A 17,565-nucleotide genomic window follows, 5' to 3' on the forward strand; every position below is an offset into this window, starting at 1 on the left:
TATACTTTTACCGACCCTTTCATCTAGCTGGCCAAGGATATCACCCTTTCTCGGTGAAAACGGAAGTTCAAATCTTTCAAGGGTCGCCATTAGTTTTGTTTAAGGATAGATTTTGAAACTTATCTCGTGGAATGTTAATGGGTTGCGCGCCTGTATGAATAAAGGCTTTATGGATTTTTTTAATGAAGTCAATGCTGATATTTTTTGTATTCAAGAATCTAAAATGTGCAAAGAACAAGCTCAATTTCACTTTGAAAATTATAAAGAATATTGGAATAGTGCAGAAAAAAAGGGGTATTCTGGCGTGGTAATCTTAAGTAAAACTCAACCTATCAATGTCGCCTACGATATGGGAATAACATATCACGATAAAGAAGGACGCATTATTACAGCAGAATATCCACATTTTTATCTTGTCAATGTCTATACACCCAATTCTAAACGTGAGCTAGAACGGCTAGATTATCGTATGAAATGGGAAGATGACTTCAGGGCATTTGTTAAAAACCTTGAAAATCATAAATCCGTTATTATTTGTGGTGACCTCAATGTAGCTCACCAAGAAATTGACTTAAAAAACCCAAAAACAAACCGCCGCAACGCAGGATTCACAGATGAAGAGCGAAATAAAATGAGTGCGCTTTTAGACGCTGGATTTATTGATACTTTCCGTTACTTTTATCCCACACTCACAGGGGCTTATAGTTGGTGGAGTTATATGGGCAAAGCACGCGAAAACAATACAGGGTGGCGAATTGATTATTTTCTTTGCTCACAATCTCTCACTCCTTCTCTTAAAGACGCAAATATTTATCCGCATATTTTTGGTAGCGACCATTGCCCTGTAGGCTTAGAACTTAAACAATTATAAAAAGATGAGGGGAGGGATACATAATGAAAACGCACATTCTCAAGCTTCTTCAGCTTAAGCAGCTCTACAAACGCGTATCTTGTGGTGAGCAATACACAAATACATTTCATCATCCTTCGCAACCACAAGCTGCTTTAGAAAATAATTTAGAATCTATTATTAAAAACTGCTCATTATGCAATCGCATTAAGCACTGCAAAGAACCCTCTTTTGGCATTTTAAATCCCCAAAGTCAGCTTTGTTTTATAACCGAAATCCCTTTAGTTGATGAAAAAGGAGTATTTATCCAAAATAAAAGTGCGCTTATGATTCAGAATATCATTCATAATGTATTCAGGCTCCAAATGGGTCATATATCGCTTTTATCGCTTGTAAAATGTGATGCACATAATCCTTACCTTGATAAAAGCAATATACTCTCCTGTATGGGATTTTGCCTCACACAACTACAAAAAATTACACCAAAAGTATGTATTTTGCTTGGCAATCAGGTTGCTGAGCATATTTTGGGGCAACGTTTAGAACATAGTAGAATTTTATGGCACAATAACAAAAAGTTTTTAATTACTCATTCGCTCAATGAGCTTGTGCGTAATCCATCTCTAAAAAAAGAAGCACATAATGACTTTTTAATTGCAAAAGGACAGCTATGATACAAACTTTTCGTTTTAAATTAATCTCACTTATGTGTTTTTTTACATTATTTACCTTAAATGCTTTCGCCAAAAGCTACATCATCTCCCCTCTTCCATTACCACAGCAAGAAATCATTAATGTTGATACAGGCAAATGCAGCAATTCGTGTTTGTTTGATTTTTTTGCTAAAGGGCAATTTTTTTCATTTATCGCTTTTTTTGACCCACAAACAAATAATACCGAATTGCGTTCAAAACTCTCTGAAGCATTAAGTGATTTGGGCATATTTAATCAAATGCTCCCTCCCACATTACAAGGCAATGCCAAAATAAAACTTGCTCTTTTAATGCCTAAAAAAATCATTGGACGCTATTCGGCAAGTAGTATTGATACAATTTTAGCCTATCTTATGGCACGAGGCAATGATTTTGTATTTGAGATTTTTGATACAGGCGATGAGAGCGCAACAAACCTACGCAACACTTACGCTAAAATTGCTCAAGAAGATTATGATTTTGTCATCGCTATCCTTACAGCAAATGGCACACAAGAATTTGTCAAGCTCAATATAACACTACCAACCTACCTCCCCACTATCAATAAAAAACAAGTTAAAGCTAACTCTCTTGATAAGAATCTTATTTTTGGAGGAATTGATTATGAAGCGCAAATTGAACTTCTCCTCTCTCTTGCAGGAGGAAAATCTATTGTTGCTTACAATGATAGTAGCTTCATTGGGCGCAATTTAGGAGCAATATTGAAAGATAAAAGCGGACGTGTTATTTTTGAGGAGGTCATAGATGCTAAATCAGCCACGACTATTACCCAAAAACTTGGCACCTATAAGCAATTTATTGGAGGAAATGCTGTATTTTTTAACACTCCCGTAGTCAAAACAGGACTTATAGCTTCACAGCTTGCACTCTCTAAACAAAAACCAGATAAGCTTCTCTCTACACAAATTAACTTCAATCCTTCACTACTCTTGCTTATACAAAAAAGTGAGCGCAAGAATCTATTTATTGCAAATGTTATTAACAATCAAAATCAACGACTTGTAGAGTATGCTTCACTATTGGGTGGAGATTTGCGCTATGATTGGGTAAATTATTCTACTGCCATAGGAGTAGAGCAACTCATAGCTCCACAAATTATCCAAAGCAATCGTTTTTTTAAAGAAAATGTGAAAGATGCGCAAGTGGAATATGTGAATAAAATCTTTAAGAGTGATACAAAAAATTTCTATGAATATTAATAAAGACTATCCCTTTACATTTGAATCACACGCTTGCAAGAGTTGCGGAGGGAAGTGCTGCACGGGCGAGAGTGGTTATGTATTTGTAAGTATTGATGAAATGCTAGATATTGCCTCATCATTAAATCTTGATTTTGAATCTTTTACGCGTTCATATGTGCGCAAAGTAGGATATCGATTCTCATTTATTGAAAAAGCTGATAATGGCGCATTATCGTGTATATTTTTTAACACATATACCAAAGAATGCAATATTTATAAACATCGTCCTAAACAATGCCGTGATTTTCCTTTTTGGGAAGCACATAAATCTCTTGATGAAAATGCTCTTGCTATGCTTATGCACGAATGTCAAGGCATACGCACAAAAAAGGAATAAAATGAAATATCTTTTTGCTGTTTTATTTACATTATGCTTTGGTCTTGCAACACTAAGCTATGGAGCATTTGATGAAGATAGTTATCTTTTTGAAGCTATTGAACTTGAAACCCAAAACGAATTTGCCAAAGCGCGTGATATGTATCTTGTGCTTTATGAAGAAACACGCAAACTTGAATACTTTAAAGAAGCCATTTTGCTTTCCTCAATGCTTGATAATCCCTCTGCTACGCTTGATTTTGCCAATGAATACGTTGCACAAGGTGGTGCAAAAGATTTAGTAATTCATAAAGTATTTTTAGATTGCTATCTCAAATTAGGATTAAGCGAGCACGCCCTTGAAGAAGTCAAAATCATCGCCAAAAGCGAAGATTCTCCTATTTTAGATGATATTTTAGGCTCACTCTACGCTTCAAAAGGTGATTTTAAAAAATCTCTTATAGCTCTTAATCGCGCGTATGAGCGCACTAAATCACAAGATGTTTTGCAAAAAATAGTTGCTGTGCATCTTACACAAGGACACAATAATGAAGCACTTAAAGCATTAGATTCTCATATTGAACAATATGGCTGTGCAGGTAATTTTTGTAAATTTAGTATTGAAATTTATGGGCGTTTTTCTCAAAGCGCAAAAATTGAGCAAATTTTCAAAACCGCTTTTGAAAAAAATCCTACTATTGAAAACGCACAAAACCTTATCCTTATTTATGCGCACTCAAAAAAATTTAAGCAAGCCTCACAAATTGCTAAGCAATTCCCCTTTAAACCACAGATTCTCTTAGAGCTCTATATCGCACAAAAAGATTATCTTAATGCCTCTAAACAAGCAAAAATTCTCTATCAAGAGAATCATAATCCCTATTTTCTTGCATTAGAACAAATTTATATGTTTGAATCTTTAACAAACAAGCAAGATGTAAAACAAATAAAAAATATAGCAGAGAATCTCCAAAAAGCTCTCACATTAATGCAAACTCCCAATAAAGATACGCCCAAAAATAATCGTGTTGATGCTTCATTGCAAAATTCACAAAATAGCGATATAGGCTTTTTTTTAAATTTTTTGGGATATTTAATGATTGATTATGAAATTGATGTAAAAAAAGGTGTGGGGCATATCAAAAAAGCACTTGAGATTTCCCCTCGTAACCCTGCATATTTGGATTCTCTAGCGTGGGGATATTATAAACTTAAAGATTGCAACAATGCAATTGAAACTTTTAAACTTATCCCCCAAGATGAAATAAAAAAAGAACAAGAGCTTCAAGAGCATAAAAAACTTATTGAAAGCTGCAACATACGCTAAATCACACTATTTTTATGGAGCAATTCGCCCTCATAAAGAAATATAGAGGGAGTATAATCTATATTTTTTATCGCATCTTTTTTCGCAAAAGAAAGCACGAGATTCTCTTTTGCGCGTGTGATTGCCACATAAAAAAGCCGTCGTTCCTCTTCCAAACTGCCACCTTTGCTCATAAGTTTTCGGTTAGGAAATCGTCCATCCATTAAATCCACTACATATACATTTTGAAATTCTAACCCTTTTGCAGCGTGCACACTCAATAAATGCACCCCGCTTCCTTCAGTTGCCTCGCTTGAACCTAGAATCATTGCATTTAAAAATTTACTTAAATCGTCATAGTTTTTTGATAAATCATACAAAAGAGAGAGTTTGCGCTTAATAGATTCTAAAGCATTTTCTAAACGCGTATCATCAATACTGCCATCTTTGTTTTTTGCGCGTGTGTGCGCAAGAATGTGCATAATTCCTTGAAAAAACTTTGCATTCATAATGCGTAAAATAAGCACCTTTGGACTATGTAATGTATATATAGAATGAAGCATATCATAAAAATCACTTAAAAATATCGCGCTTTCTTTATTAAGCTTGGGGTGTTGCAAAATCAGATGAGAAGCAAATTGTGGCGAGATAAACTCATTGAATCTCGCTTGGGATTCTAAGACAAAAAAATCATCAAAAAGCCCTAATTGTGTATTTTTATTACGTTGTTTATACGCTTTTATTGCGCTATTTGGCTCAAACATACCTTTATGGCAATTACCTTCACCTAGCGTGAAAAGTGCCTCATAAATATCTTTTGCTATAACTTCGCCTATCCCTTTGCCATAGCTCAATGTATGAATATACGCCATCATATCGCGCGGATTATGCACTAAAGAACAAATATCAAGCAAAAGGCGAACTTCTTTGGTATCAAAAAAACTGATGCTTCCTTTGCGTTTAGAAGGTATATTTAGCTCTCTTAAACTCGCCTCAATCCCATCAGCACTTGAATTGTTGCGAAAAATAATTGCCGTATCTTCATAAGAACAATTGCTTGAAGCAATATGCTTTGCAATCCCTTGATATTGCAAGAAAAGTTCATCATACCATACAAGCTTAGGTGGAGCAAAATCTCCTTGTTTTACTACTTCTAAATGTTTGGGATAAATGCGCTCGTTATTTTGGATAACTTTATTTGCAAGATGTAAGATATGTTTGCTTGAACGATAATTTTTGCTTAGCGTAAAAACCCGCGCATCTTTATATTTCTCTCTAAAACCACTAATAATGCTTATATCCGCGCCATTAAAAGCATAAATACTTTGATCATAATCCCCTACGCAAAAGAGACTTGGAGTGTTAAGCGCATCAAGAATAGAATCTTGCAAAGGGTTGGTATCTTGATATTCATCACATAGCACCTCCTTAAAAAGCACGCTCTGCCTTGCTTTTAATGCCTCTTTATAAAGCAAAAGTAAATCATTATAATCCGCATAATAATGTTGGCGCTTAAGCGCTGCAAATTCTGCTAAAACATCTTCATAAATTGGGATATAAATCTCTTGTTGCGGATTTCTCTGTATAATCCACGCTCCGAATCCACCGCTAAAAGCAGAATTAACAAAAAGTGAATAACTCTCATAAAGATATTGTGCAGAATATGGATTGACATCATTATCTGTAAAGATTCTCTTATCATAAAGACTTTTAAAAAGCATTTGAAGCTCTTTGGGCTGTTTGAGATGAATATGCTGATGTTCACGCAAAAAACGATAAGCCACAGCGTGAAAAGTGCCAGATTCAATATTTTTTGCTAAATTTTCACCAAAAATTTTCCCTATACGTGCAAGCATTTCGCTACTTGCTTTATTAGTAAAAGTAAGCAATAAAATATCTTGTGGTGCATAACCTTGATTCAAAAGATAAGCTATGCGCCCTACAATCGTAGCAGTTTTGCCCGTGCCAGCTGAAGCAATTATAAGATTATGTCCGCTTGATGCAGTAGCTGCCTCTGCTTGTTGGGCATTGAGTTGGGAAAGTGGCATAAGAGAGCAATTATCTATTGAGCGTCTCTAGAATCTCTTTTGACAAAAACTCTTTTAAAGGCAGAACTTTACTAAATTGAGGATATTCAGCTACAGGCAAGGTTGTAACTTGAAGTGCGCAAGCATTTGCAGGATTAAATACAAAAGGTGCCATAAGATTCACAACCGAATTTTCAATAGGCTTTTGAAGCACGACTACACAATATACCTCAACTTTATCACCTCTTGATTCGTCTAAATCAAGCAATCGCTCATCAGCTGTTGGGATAGTAAAGGCATAATCACACAATGAAAAAGGATTGATAAGTGTAATCTCAAAGGGTTGTTTTCCATCAAGACCGCGTATTTTGCTGAAAGTCTCATCAATTTTTTCTAACTCTATCTTTGTCGCATCAAAACCCAAAATTGGCATCTTTAGCTCATAAGTCATAATCGCCTCCATTTTATTTTTAGCATTTTGGTATTATAATACATTTAAAGCAAATTAAATACCAAAAGGCATTTTATGGAATCCAAAGCACAAGAAAAGCAAGAGCAAAAAAAAGGCTATAATCCACAAGATATAGAATCTAGATTCTATGCTATATGTGAGAAACGAGGCTATTTTGAAATTGAGGGGAATAAATCTCTCTGGCAAGGTTGTGCGCCAAAATGCTTTAGCATTATGATGCCCCCACCTAATGTTACAGGAGTGCTTCACATAGGACACGCACTTACTTTTACTCTCCAAGATATTATCACAAGATTTAAACGAATGGAGGGCTTTAAAACACTCTATCAACCCGGTTTAGACCACGCAGGGATTGCTACTCAAAATGTCGTATTAAAACAGCTTTTAGCACAAGGTATAACTAAAGAATCTTTAGGAAGAGAAGCATTTATAGCTAAAGTATGGGAATGGAAAGAGCAAAGTGGGGGGGAGATTCTCAATCAAATGCGTCATCTTGGCATCACACCTGCGTGGTCGCGTTTGCGTTTTACGATGGATAAAGGATTACAAAAAGCTGTAAAAAAAGCCTTTGTGCAATGGTATAATCAAGGGCTTATCGTGCAAGATAATTATATGGTAAATTGGTGCGTGAATGATGGTGCGCTTTCAGATATTGAGGTAGAGTATGAGCAAAATCACGGCAAGCTTTATTATTTGCGCTATCCTATTAAAGATTCTGCTCAATCCCTCATCGTAGCTACCACGCGTCCGGAAACATTTTTTGGCGATACTGGCGTAATGGTCAATCCAAATGATGAACGATATAAGCATCTCATTGGTAAAAGCGTGATTCTCCCATTATTGGGGAGAGAAATACCTATTATAGCAGATTCTCACGTTGATATGAGCTTTGGAAGTGGCTGTGTAAAAGTAACACCTGCCCACGATATGAATGACTACGAAGTAGGTAAAAGGCACAATCTCCCATTTATTACGATTTTTGACGAAAAGGGTATATTCAATAAAAATGCAGGAATCTTTCAGGGACAAGAACGTTTAGAATCTCGCCCTCTTATTGTCCAAAAATTACAAGAAAATGGCTTTGTAGAAAAAATAGAAGATTATACAAATCAAGTTGGTAAATGTTATCGCTGCGGTAACATTGTAGAACCTTATATCTCCAAACAATGGTTTGTCAAAAAAGAAACAGCACATAATGCCATTCAACGTGTCAATAATGGCGAATTACATTTTTACCCTGCACAATGGCTTAATAATTATAATGCGTGGATGAGAGAACTCAAAGATTGGTGTATTTCACGGCAGCTTTGGTGGGGACATAGAATCCCTGTATGGTATTGTGAATGCGGCAATAAAGTCGCTTCAGAATCTGATAATCCTATCTGCCCTCAATGTCAATCCACTATCACAAAGCAAGATGAAGATGTGCTTGATACTTGGTTTAGTTCTGGATTATGGGCTTTTAGCACTTTGGGCTGGGGTAATGAGGATACAAATACTCAACCTCCCCTTTATCACGCAAATGATTTGGCAGAATTTTATCCTAATTCATTGCTTATTACGGGTTTTGATATTTTATTCTTTTGGGTGGCACGTATGATTTTAAGTGGAGAATCCTTACTTGATTCACTGCCTTTTAAAGATGTTTATCTTCACGCACTTGTGCGCGATGAAAATGGGCAAAAAATGAGCAAAAGCAAAGGCAATATCATTGACCCTATGGAAATTATATCCTCTTATGGGGCAGACACACTCCGCTTCACTCTAGCAATTTTATGCGCACAAGGGCGCGATGTGAAACTCTCTACTCAATCTCTTGAAATTTCTAAAAATTTCACAAATAAGCTTTATAATGCTACAAATTTCCTTAATATGTATTTGGAACAACTCGGCGGTAAAGAGGCTTTAAAAAAAGGTTTTGGCGATATTAACCATATACACATAAATACACCACTTGGACAATATATGTTAGTAAGATTCTATACTGCTACAAACGAAGTAAGAGCAGCACTTGAGAACTATCGTTTTAATGATGGGGCAAGTATTCTTTATCGCTTCTTATGGGGAGAATTTTGCGATTGGGGTATTGAACTTGCAAAAGCAAGTAAAGATTCTATTTATGAGCTAGGAGCAATCTTTAAAGCTGCGCTTATACTGCTTCACCCTTATATGCCCTTTATCACAGATGCGCTTTGGCATACGCTCAATGCAAGCGATATACAAACTTCCGATTCTATTATGATTCACTCTTATCCCAAAGCTATGGAAAAAAATGAGCAACACTCGCAGCTAGAGCGGACTTTTGAGGTTATTCAAGATGTCATTACTTCTATCCGCCGATTAAAAGCAATGCTTGAGCTTGGCTCTACAAATATTGAGTGTATTTTTGTCAAACTCAATGCACCATTTGAACACTCACTCCTTGAGCAGTTTGTTTGCAAGCTTGCTAAAGTCAAAACTCTTTGTATCACACAGCAAAAGCCTAAAGATTGCGTAGGGGATGTAAGCAAATATTGTGAATGCTACATACAACTTGGAGAGATTGATTTACAAGCTATTGGCACTCGTTTGCACAATCAACGTCAAAAACTTGAAAAAGAAATTACCAAACTTCAAGCTATGCTTGGAAATGAAAATTTTATAAAAAATGCCCCAAAGGCTGTAATGGAACAAAATCAAAGTGCATTACACAATGCGCAAGAAAAATTGGATAAAATTAACGCTGAACTTATCGCACTTGGATTGCAATCTTAAAAATACAAAGGAGAACAAATGAAAAAAATACTCTTGCTCGTGCTGTGCTTTTATCTTAGTGGCTGTGGAGATTCTTCACAAAAACAAACATATTATACGCAACTCATAGATGAAGTTATGGCTATCAAAGAACATAAAACACAAGATACGCAAACTCATATATCTGAAGATGCGCAAGCACTTGTTTCTCGTGCCCACACTTCGGGATATGAGCTTATTACGCCAAAGGAACTTTCTTTACATCTTGATGAATATATCATCATCGCTACATTGCCGCGAGGTATTTATAATCTTGGGCTTATCCCTGAAGCACGACACTTTGAATTTGCCCTAAGCCCATCGCTTAATGAAGATGGAAGTGATTGGAACTGGACAGCTGATGCACTTGGGAGGACGCAAGAAGATTTCATCAAGCTTTTAGGCGAAAATAAAGAAGCAAAAATTCTTTTTTATGATAGTGGCGAAAATATCTTCTCTCCTGTGGGAAGTGCTCACGTAGGATTATTATGGGCAAAGCATTTAGGTTATACACATCTTTACCGCCTCATAGGCGGACAAAATGCGTGGAAAGATATGCACTTGCCTCTTAGCACACAGGTTCCACATTGTTGTCAAATGTAAATAAAATTTTGACTCTATTAAAGAACTGCACACTTTGCGCATATTGTAAAGATTCTATAAAAAATCTTGCAAAAGGCTGCAATCCCACATTTACAGAAATGCAAAATTTTACAAAAGCTCCCAATTTTGAATGGGAGAAAACTCGTAAAAATACAAATGCAAAAAAAGGCTATTTTACAAATCTTAATCCCCAAATGCCACATATCAAACGCGCGTCTTGGTGGGAAGTTGCAAGATTCTATCTTTTTAAACCCAAAAATGCTAAGCCCAAACGCCCTTTGCCTTTTATTAAAACCAATTTCAAAACACTCTATACAAAAAATCCTGCCGTTGTATGGTTTGGACATTCCTCACTCCTTATAAATTATGAGCATTTTAAAGTTCTTATTGACCCTGTTTTTAGTGATTATGCTTCGCCAAAAGCTTGGATTAATCGTGCTTTTAAATCTGATGTCTCTTGGAGTGATGATGATTTTGATAACATTGATGTGCTTGTGATTACCCACGACCATTATGACCATTTAGATTATCCTACAATAACAGCTCTCAAGGATAAAGTCAAACTTTTTGTTGTTCCGTTGGGTATCGGCTCTCATTTGCGCTTTTGGGGTGTAGAATCTGATAAAATTACAGAACTCTATTGGTGGCAAAGTTTAAGCCTTGCTCCTGCTATTAAAATCACTTCTACTCCTTCACAACATAGCTCTGGCAGAGGAATGCAATGGGATAGGACACTTTGGACTTCTTATGTTATGGAAATTAAAGACAAAAGAATTTTTCTAAGTGGCGATGGAGGGTATTATACACACTTTAAAGAGATTGGAGATAAGTTTGGTTGTATTGATTTAGCGATTTTAGAAAATGGACAATACAATCTTGCGTGGCAATATTCACATTCTTTTACACCTCAAGTTCTTCAAACTGCCCTTGATTTAAAAGCTAAAATGATTATGCCTATCCATTATGGACGATTTGTTGCAGGAAGTCACGCGTGGAATGAACCGCTCAAAAATCTTATTGCGCTCTGTGATGCACATTCCTTACCTATAAATGCACCAAAAATAGGTGAAGTTTATGAGCTAAATACTCCGCCTAAAAGGGAAATATGGTGGAACTTTTAGGGTTGCTTTTACTTACGAAGCTCTTTAATACGAGCAGCTTTGCCTCTTCTTGAACGTAGATAGTAAAGTTTCGCTCGGCGAACCCTTCCTATGCGTAATACCTCTATGCTATCTAAACTTTCACTATACAGCGGAAAAGTCTTTTCTACACCTATATTATTTGCGCCCATTTTTCTTGTGGTAAATGTCCTATCAACACCATTGCCACGAATAGAAATGCACACGCCTTCAAAGTGCTGGATTCTCGTTTTATCACCCTCTTGGATTTTAATCCCTAATCGGAGCGTATCCCCTGCCTTAAATTGCGGCACTTGTTTCTTACCAATTTGTGCTTCTTGGAAACTCTGAATATATCTATTCCTCATTTTACAACCTTATTATTTAATTGCTGCTGCTCAATAAATACGCGATATGCTTGATACAAATCTGGTCTAAAATATTTTGTCTTACATATCGCCAAGCGTTTTTTTAAGCCCGAGATTTTACTATGATTTCCCTTTGAATACTCTGAAGGTGTAGCAGAAAATTTTATTTTTTGATTAAAAATTTTAGTAAAATTTGGTGCTTCAAGAAGATAATCCTCAAAACTCTCTCCTTGCAGAGAATCTGCATTCCCAAGCACTCCTTGAATATGCCGTGCAATACTATCACACAACATCAATGCAGGCAACTCGCCTCCTGTAACAATAAAATTACCCACACTCATTACCTCATTGGCATATTGTTCCACCAAACGTTCATCAAAACCCTCATATCGCCCACACACAAAGGTAATATGCTTTTTATGGCTTAAACGCAAAGCGTCATATTGCTGAAAGGGTTTGCCACAAGGACTTAAAAAAATAATATGAGAATGTGTTAATGTCTGCAATGCTGCCCCTAATACATCAGCTCTTATAACCTGCCCTGCACCACCACTAATTGGTGGTTCATCAACCTTTTGATATTTATCAAGAGCATAATCACGAATATTGAGTGCTTCTACACTAATAAGCCCATTTTGAAGCGCTCTTTTAAGTATAGAATCTGTAAAATAAGATTCTATAAGTGTAGGGAAAAGCGTCAAAAAAGAAAATTGCATATTCAACTCTGTTCCAAAATTCCCAAAGCATTGTGCGTGAAAACGCCATTTGGAGAAAGAGAAAGCACAAAATGCTCAACATTGGGAATAAAAAATTGCTTATTCAAACCTTTGCTCACAAGTGCTGAATCTGTCGCCACAAGAAGATAATCAAGTGTGCCAATGCGCTCTATATCTTTGATTTTGCCTAGCTTTAACTCCCCATTTTCAAACCTATCGCATACATCTGCACCTATGATTTCTTCCCACAAAAACTCTCCCTCTTTTAACTCACACATAGCCTTGCTTTCTTCAAGTGTAGAATAAAGCTCACAATGAACAAGCTTAGCGGCACTTTCGCGCGAAACATATCCTTCAAATTGCACAAGATTTTTTGCAAGATTAAAAGAATGAATACAAAGTGTGCCAAAAGATTTCGTATGAAAAGAAGCTTTTGGCACAAAAATTGAAGGGAAATCACTCATAATATGCAACTTTAATCCCCCATTCACTCCTACAAGACGACCTATTTTAGCAACCAAAAGAAAAGAGGATTGCTTCATTGTTAAGTTTAATGAGCCTGCACAGCGATTCTATAATTTTTGCCATCTTTGGCTTTGGTGCCAGATATAAAAGTCTTAAGAGAGCCCACCATTTTGCCATCACGTCCAATCAATCGCCCTACATCTTCAGCATCAGCAAGGATAATAATTTCACAAGTGTTATCTTCCATATCTTGCATCTGTATTTGTATTGCCTCAGGTTTATTTGCAATCTTTTTTGCATATTCCTTAATAAAATTTTCAACCATATTTTGATCTTTAATTTACTTTTTTGAGGTGAGCTTCGCTACTCTCTCACTCATTTTTGCACCGACATTTTTCCAGTATTCCAATCGCTGCGCATCATATTTGACAAGCGCAGGTTCAACCAAAGGGTTATAATATCCAAGCGATTCTATCCAACCGCCATCTCGTTTTTTACGAGAATCTGTTACTACGATACGATAAAAAGGTTTTTTCTTGCGCCCCATTTTGGTAAGTCTAATCACTGTTGCCATTTGCTCTCCTTGAAAATTTAACTCTATATAAAAGCCGCATTATAGTTTATTTTGCTTAAATCATCATTATTTTATTATTTTGGTATCCTAAGATTTCCCATCATACTCATAAGCTCCTGCATACCACCTTTTTGGGAGAGTTTCTTGGCAAATTTCGCAGCTTGGTCAAACTGCTTAATAATACGATTTATATCACTGACTTCCAACCCGCTCCCTTGCGCTATTCGTTTGCGTCTTGAGCCATTAAGCAAATCTGGATTCTCCCGTTCTTTTTTTGTCATAGAATTTACCATCGCGCGAATATTTTTAATCTCGCCTGATTTGTCCAAATCCACATCTTTAAGTGCATTTGCCATACCTCCAAGACCCGGAATCATTGAAGCGATTGAACTCATTGAACCAAGCTTTTTTACATTTTCAATTTGTGCGATAAAATCTTCAAACCCAAATTGCCCTTTTTTAATTTTTTTTGCAATAGTTTTAGCCTCTTCTTGATTGATGACATTTGCTGTCTTCTCTGCAAGTGAGGCAATGTCTCCCGCTCCCATAAGGCGCGAGATGATTCTATCGGGAATAAAAATATCAAAATCCGCTATTTTTTCTCCACTTCCAATAAATTTAAGTGGAATGCCTATCTGATATGCAATTGAAAGGGCTATTCCTCCTTTAGTATCACTATCAAACTTAGAAAGAATAACGCCATCAATCCCAATTTTATCATCAAAATGCTGTGCTGAACGGATTCCATCTTGTCCGCTTAGAGAATCTGCTACATATAAACATTCACTCGCAGACACTGCACGCTTTATTTCCTCAAGTTCGCTCATCAACACCTCATCAATAGCTAATCGCCCAGCACTATCAATGATAACTATGTCATAATGCGCTTCAATCGCCTTTTGCTTTGCCTCTTTTGCTACATATACAGCATTATTTGGCTGACTTGAATGTGAAGGAGTAAAAATATCTACTTCTATACTTTGTGCGAGTTGAGTGAGCTGCTCAATAGCTGCTAAGCGGTGTAAATCACACGCTACAAGCAACACTTTTTTGCCCTTTTGCTTGAAATAAAGAGCAAGTTTAGCACTTGAAGTGGTCTTACCGCTTCCTTGTAAGCCCATCATTATGATAACACTTGGAGGTGTAGGTGAAAAACTTATGCCATAACTTTTTGAAGATTGGAGAATCTTGCTTAGAGCATCTTGGAGCGCATTTATGAAATTTTGCTTGCCAATACCCGCTTCTTTGGTGCGCTGTTGCACTTCCTGTATAATTTGCTTTACTGCTTTATGATACACATCATTTTTTAATAATGTCTTTTTTAATTCATCGCACGCCCTCTGCAATGATTTTTCATCATCGGAGAAACGAATTTTATTAATAATACCTTTAAATGAGCTTGTCAGCGTATTAAACACAAAACTCTCCTTAAATTTTAGAATCTAGATAAATTTTGTTTAAGAGAAAATTTTATACCAAAATCACTTTTATTATGCTTTTATTTGCCTCAAATATTTATGATTACAAGATACTTTATATCTTTTTTAAGGATTATACCAAATGATGAACTTTGAACAACATCTACGAGATAAACACTTAAAAATCACTCCTCAACGCATTGCTACACTTAACCAAATCTATAATAACGGACATATGAGCATAGAAGAGATTTATGAGCAGATTAAACAAATCTACCCTTCTATTTCTCTTGCTACAATTTATAAAAATGTCAATGCGCTGTGCAAAGCAAATATTTTACGTGAAATCAAAGCGCCCAAGGATAAGCAAAAATATGAGTTAAGTAGTGATAAGCATTTACACGTATATTGTGAAAAATGTGGCAGGCTAGATGATATTAAGCTTGATACTCGTGCTTTAGAGCAAAACTGCAGTGCAAGCAGTGGCTATACTATTTCTGATATTTCAGCCGTGCTTATGGGAGTATGTCCAGATTGTAAAAATGCTTCATAGCATCTTATAATGAATTGTTACTATGGCTCATAGCTAACATTTTGTAGCTCATAGTCATTTTATTTAATCCAGATTCTATAATCTCTACACATTGCGCATAAAAGAGGGCAATATCATCTTTAGGGATATGAAGGGCACATAACATCATCGTATGCAGAATATGTGAAATGCTCCCTTCAAAAAGCACGCCTACAAATGGTTCTTTGGCAGATTTTTTGAGAATCAAAGCATAAAGCATATCAATGCGTTTAAAAAGCTCAACTTTATGAGCAACATTTCTTTGCACTTTCTCTTGTATTTCGCTTCCTACACTTTCGCGCAATAAGCTTAAAATCTCTTCTTTATAAGTTATTATACTATCTTGATAGAATCTACAATCATCTCGCGTGAGCACAGCTTGCCTATGAGCAGACATATAACTTTTGAGTGCTAATATTTGAGCGCTTTTATCAATATTGCGTAATGTAAAATCATCAGTGCAAGCAGGACGCGCACCACGAATGTATGCTCCCTGACCTAGATTAATTACCACTTTGGGCTTAAATATCCCTATGGCTTTGCTCATCATCGCACTTGAGAGTGAAAAAAGTGCATCAGCATACACTTCGCTCTCTCCATTACCTTGCACAGCATAAGCATTTTGAGGAATAGTGCTCTCCTCCTCTCCATAAAATGAACCCTGTGCGTGCTTACTCAACCCTTTAATATAACCACAATCAAGTCCGCAAATAAGCACTTCCTCACTTAATAAACAAGCAAGGGCAAATCCTGCATTACCTACATAGGGTGCGGCGAATTCAACTACACTTTTTGCCCCACCAAAATACGCACTCGCACTTCCCCCGCGCATAAATATATATGCCTCTTCAGCAAGAGCGAGTGCATCAGGTTGCACCATATTGCCGCATAAAAGCGTAGTTTTACCTAAAGGGGCGGATTGTAAAACATCTTTAAGGTAAGATATGCGCTCAATCTCAATCTGAAAATCAGGCTCAATACCTGCATTCTTAAGCGGCTTGAGCGCGGTGCCACAGCTAAAAATAATCATATTATGCGCATTAGCTTTGATAAAAGGCAGTAACATATCAAGACTTGGTCCATTTCCTACAACACATATAGGCGCATTAACACGCTGTGGTAGGTGCAAAATAGGATAAGCTAGATGCGCTTTATTTGTGCCCAAATTGATAAATGTATTTTTTACGCCTATCATCTCATCATCAAAGCTCCCCCAACCCCTAGAATTTATTGCATAAGCTTCTGCGACACTCTCTTGCACAGCTTGTAATTTAGGACTATCATACAGGCATAATTCAAGGCGCAAAAAGTTATTTGTAATTCTTCTTTGTGCAAAATAATTTTGAACAAATTCTTTATGCAATAAATCCTTGACAAATACATAACACGAGCGCTCACTCACACGCTCAAATAACAAAGGGTAATCTACAAAATAAAGTGAGATTCTAAAAAAATCTATATGCTCTTCAAAAAGCAATAAGGAATGAAAATAGTAGCCCTGCTCAATCAAAAACTGCAAAAACATACCACCAAGTAACCCAAAAAGCGTCATATTCGGCAAAAAATGTGAGGGGAGATGAAAGCGATTTGCTCCCCCAAACTCATTTAACATCATATCAATCATAGGATTACAAATCCCTGCGGTGAGAGGTAATTTCTCTTCGTCAAGTTTATGGAGGGCTAGACGATTTGTATGCAGAGTATAGGCTGAATTATTCAATGGATTTGAGGATAGAGCGAAATTTTGCTCTATCATTGTATGTTTAAGCTTCTTGCCCTTTTTGCGCGTAGGATAGACAAAATTTTTAGTATGCACATCAATGATGTTTAAATCCTCCCCATTGCAATACACATTATACTGCGCAGGAGGAGATTTAAGCTCTTCAAAAAGCTTAGGGTTGATTGAAGCAAAAAAATTCATATTGAGTGCATATCGTTTTGCAGTGTAAGATTCTAAAAGATGTAATGCGCCACTTTGACAAATAGCACGAAGACTTGTAGGCTGCATTTGTGTTTGATGTGCGTTATCCATATA

General features: G+C 36.4%; 18 protein-coding genes and 1 tRNA gene. 10 read left to right on the plus strand and 9 right to left on the minus strand.

The features are described 5' to 3' along the window. Positions 1 to 12: 12 nt before the first annotated feature. From HH_RS09420 to HH_RS04575, 6 genes are all read left to right on the plus strand, one after another. Positions 13 to 89 (plus strand) — tRNA-Glu (locus HH_RS09420). Between the two features lie 23 nt (positions 90 to 112). Further along, positions 113 to 871, plus strand: a complete 759-nt coding sequence (locus HH_RS04555) for an exodeoxyribonuclease III (protein ID WP_011115768.1) — start codon at positions 113 to 115, stop codon at positions 869 to 871. 23 nt (positions 872 to 894) lie between these two features. Next, positions 895 to 1,524 carry a uracil-DNA glycosylase family protein gene (locus tag HH_RS04560; RefSeq protein ID WP_011115769.1) on the plus strand — a complete coding sequence of 210 codons (630 nt, stop codon included), beginning with the start codon at positions 895 to 897 and terminating at the stop codon, positions 1,522 to 1,524. After that, the gene (locus HH_RS04565; protein WP_041309043.1) at positions 1,521 to 2,762 is read left to right on the plus strand and encodes a hypothetical protein; all 1,242 of its coding nucleotides are present in this window, start codon (positions 1,521 to 1,523) and stop codon (positions 2,760 to 2,762) included. The genes HH_RS04560 and HH_RS04565 overlap by 4 nt, the downstream gene beginning before the upstream one ends. Next, positions 2,752 to 3,141 (plus strand): YkgJ family cysteine cluster protein, encoded by a 390-nt coding sequence (locus HH_RS04570; protein ID WP_041309045.1) that lies wholly within the window; start codon positions 2,752 to 2,754, stop codon positions 3,139 to 3,141. The genes HH_RS04565 and HH_RS04570 overlap by 11 nt, the downstream gene beginning before the upstream one ends. A 1-nt stretch (position 3,142) precedes the next feature. Beyond that, positions 3,143 to 4,447 (plus strand): hypothetical protein, encoded by a 1,305-nt coding sequence (locus tag HH_RS04575; RefSeq protein WP_011115770.1) that lies wholly within the window; start codon positions 3,143 to 3,145, stop codon positions 4,445 to 4,447. On the opposite strand, the gene HH_RS04580 is transcribed toward HH_RS04575, so the two are convergent. Both HH_RS04580 and fliW read right to left on the minus strand, forming a co-directional pair. After that, the gene (locus tag HH_RS04580) at positions 4,444 to 6,474 is read right to left on the minus strand and encodes an ATP-dependent helicase (protein WP_011115771.1); all 2,031 of its coding nucleotides are present in this window, start codon (positions 6,472 to 6,474) and stop codon (positions 4,444 to 4,446) included. The genes HH_RS04575 and HH_RS04580 overlap by 4 nt on opposite strands. 10 nt (positions 6,475 to 6,484) lie before the next feature. Continuing rightward, complete coding sequence (gene fliW / locus HH_RS04585; RefSeq protein ID WP_011115772.1) at positions 6,485 to 6,904, minus strand: flagellar assembly protein FliW; 420 nt, start codon at positions 6,902 to 6,904, stop codon at positions 6,485 to 6,487. 75 nt (positions 6,905 to 6,979) lie between these two features. On the opposite strand from fliW, the gene HH_RS04590 reads away from it, so the two are divergent. Genes HH_RS04590 through HH_RS04600 form a run of 3 tightly spaced genes read left to right on the plus strand, consistent with a single transcriptional unit; the run spans position 6,980 to position 11,421 of the window. Further along, positions 6,980 to 9,679 (plus strand): valine--tRNA ligase, encoded by a 2,700-nt coding sequence (locus tag HH_RS04590; RefSeq protein ID WP_011115773.1) that lies wholly within the window; start codon positions 6,980 to 6,982, stop codon positions 9,677 to 9,679. An 18-nt stretch (positions 9,680 to 9,697) separates the two neighbouring features. Continuing rightward, the gene (locus HH_RS04595) at positions 9,698 to 10,300 is read left to right on the plus strand and encodes a rhodanese-like domain-containing protein (RefSeq protein WP_041309048.1); all 603 of its coding nucleotides are present in this window, start codon (positions 9,698 to 9,700) and stop codon (positions 10,298 to 10,300) included. Beyond that, positions 10,285 to 11,421 carry an MBL fold metallo-hydrolase gene (locus tag HH_RS04600; RefSeq protein WP_011115774.1) on the plus strand — a complete coding sequence of 379 codons (1,137 nt, stop codon included), beginning with the start codon at positions 10,285 to 10,287 and terminating at the stop codon, positions 11,419 to 11,421. Before HH_RS04595 ends, HH_RS04600 begins: the two co-directional genes overlap by 16 nt. Before the next feature lie 8 nt (positions 11,422 to 11,429). Here the strand turns inward: HH_RS04600 and rplS are convergent, their stop codons facing one another. The 6 genes from rplS to ffh all read right to left on the minus strand — a co-directional run bounded on the left by rplS (position 11,430) and on the right by ffh (position 14,959). After that, on the minus strand, positions 11,430 to 11,786 hold the full coding sequence (rplS, locus tag HH_RS04605) for a 50S ribosomal protein L19 (protein WP_011115775.1): 357 nt from the start codon (positions 11,784 to 11,786) through the stop codon (positions 11,430 to 11,432). Next, positions 11,783 to 12,502, minus strand: a complete 720-nt coding sequence (trmD, locus tag HH_RS04610) for a tRNA (guanosine(37)-N1)-methyltransferase TrmD (RefSeq protein WP_041309318.1) — start codon at positions 12,500 to 12,502, stop codon at positions 11,783 to 11,785. The genes rplS and trmD overlap by 4 nt, the downstream gene beginning before the upstream one ends. Before the next feature lie 2 nt (positions 12,503 to 12,504). Next, positions 12,505 to 13,044 carry a ribosome maturation factor RimM gene (rimM, locus tag HH_RS04615; RefSeq protein ID WP_041309050.1) on the minus strand — a complete coding sequence of 180 codons (540 nt, stop codon included), beginning with the start codon at positions 13,042 to 13,044 and terminating at the stop codon, positions 12,505 to 12,507. A gap of 8 nt (positions 13,045 to 13,052) precedes the next feature. Next, positions 13,053 to 13,292, minus strand: a complete 240-nt coding sequence (locus HH_RS04620) for a KH domain-containing protein (protein WP_011115778.1) — start codon at positions 13,290 to 13,292, stop codon at positions 13,053 to 13,055. Between the two features lie 15 nt (positions 13,293 to 13,307). After that, the gene (gene rpsP / locus HH_RS04625) at positions 13,308 to 13,541 is read right to left on the minus strand and encodes a 30S ribosomal protein S16 (protein ID WP_011115779.1); all 234 of its coding nucleotides are present in this window, start codon (positions 13,539 to 13,541) and stop codon (positions 13,308 to 13,310) included. Positions 13,542 to 13,615: 74 nt separating this feature from the next. Then, complete coding sequence (ffh, locus tag HH_RS04630) at positions 13,616 to 14,959, minus strand: signal recognition particle protein (RefSeq protein ID WP_011115780.1); 1,344 nt, start codon at positions 14,957 to 14,959, stop codon at positions 13,616 to 13,618. Positions 14,960 to 15,101: 142 nt separating this feature from the next. Here ffh and HH_RS04635 point away from each other — a divergent pair, with 142 nt between their 5' ends. Beyond that, complete coding sequence (locus tag HH_RS04635; RefSeq protein ID WP_011115782.1) at positions 15,102 to 15,512, plus strand: Fur family transcriptional regulator; 411 nt, start codon at positions 15,102 to 15,104, stop codon at positions 15,510 to 15,512. A gap of 4 nt (positions 15,513 to 15,516) precedes the next feature. Here HH_RS04635 and HH_RS04640 read toward each other — a convergent pair whose 3' ends face one another. Beyond that, entirely contained in the window at positions 15,517 to 17,562 is a 2,046-nt protein-coding gene (locus HH_RS04640; protein ID WP_011115783.1) for a 6-hydroxymethylpterin diphosphokinase MptE-like protein, read from the minus strand. Between the last annotated feature and the right edge of the window lie 3 nt (positions 17,563 to 17,565).

The organism is Helicobacter hepaticus ATCC 51449, assembly GCF_000007905.1.
Lineage (GTDB): Bacteria > Campylobacterota > Campylobacteria > Campylobacterales > Helicobacteraceae > Helicobacter_C > Helicobacter_C hepaticus.

Excerpts from the sequence above, each read along its gene's own strand:
- rimM (WP_041309050.1), bottom strand. The coding sequence starts at position 13,044 with ATGAAGCAATCCTCTTTTCTTTTGGTTGCTAAAATAGGTCGTCTTGTA.
- HH_RS04640 (WP_011115783.1), bottom strand. The coding sequence starts at position 17,562 with ATGGATAACGCACATCAAACACAAATGCAGCCTACAAGTCTTCGTGCT.
- HH_RS04595 (WP_041309048.1), top strand. The coding sequence starts at position 9,698 with ATGAAAAAAATACTCTTGCTCGTGCTGTGCTTTTATCTTAGTGGCTGT.
- rpsP (WP_011115779.1), bottom strand. The coding sequence starts at position 13,541 with ATGGCAACAGTGATTAGACTTACCAAAATGGGGCGCAAGAAAAAACCT.
- HH_RS04565 (WP_041309043.1), top strand. The coding sequence starts at position 1,521 with ATGATACAAACTTTTCGTTTTAAATTAATCTCACTTATGTGTTTTTTT.
- HH_RS04620 (WP_011115778.1), bottom strand. The coding sequence starts at position 13,292 with ATGGTTGAAAATTTTATTAAGGAATATGCAAAAAAGATTGCAAATAAA.
- HH_RS04560 (WP_011115769.1), top strand. The coding sequence starts at position 895 with ATGAAAACGCACATTCTCAAGCTTCTTCAGCTTAAGCAGCTCTACAAA.
- trmD (WP_041309318.1), bottom strand. The coding sequence starts at position 12,502 with ATGCAATTTTCTTTTTTGACGCTTTTCCCTACACTTATAGAATCTTAT.
- rplS (WP_011115775.1), bottom strand. The coding sequence starts at position 11,786 with ATGAGGAATAGATATATTCAGAGTTTCCAAGAAGCACAAATTGGTAAG.
- HH_RS04570 (WP_041309045.1), top strand. The coding sequence starts at position 2,752 with ATGAATATTAATAAAGACTATCCCTTTACATTTGAATCACACGCTTGC.
- fliW (WP_011115772.1), bottom strand. The coding sequence starts at position 6,904 with ATGACTTATGAGCTAAAGATGCCAATTTTGGGTTTTGATGCGACAAAG.
- HH_RS04635 (WP_011115782.1), top strand. The coding sequence starts at position 15,102 with ATGATGAACTTTGAACAACATCTACGAGATAAACACTTAAAAATCACT.
- HH_RS04590 (WP_011115773.1), top strand. The coding sequence starts at position 6,980 with ATGGAATCCAAAGCACAAGAAAAGCAAGAGCAAAAAAAAGGCTATAAT.
- HH_RS04575 (WP_011115770.1), top strand. The coding sequence starts at position 3,143 with ATGAAATATCTTTTTGCTGTTTTATTTACATTATGCTTTGGTCTTGCA.
- HH_RS04580 (WP_011115771.1), bottom strand. The coding sequence starts at position 6,474 with ATGCCACTTTCCCAACTCAATGCCCAACAAGCAGAGGCAGCTACTGCA.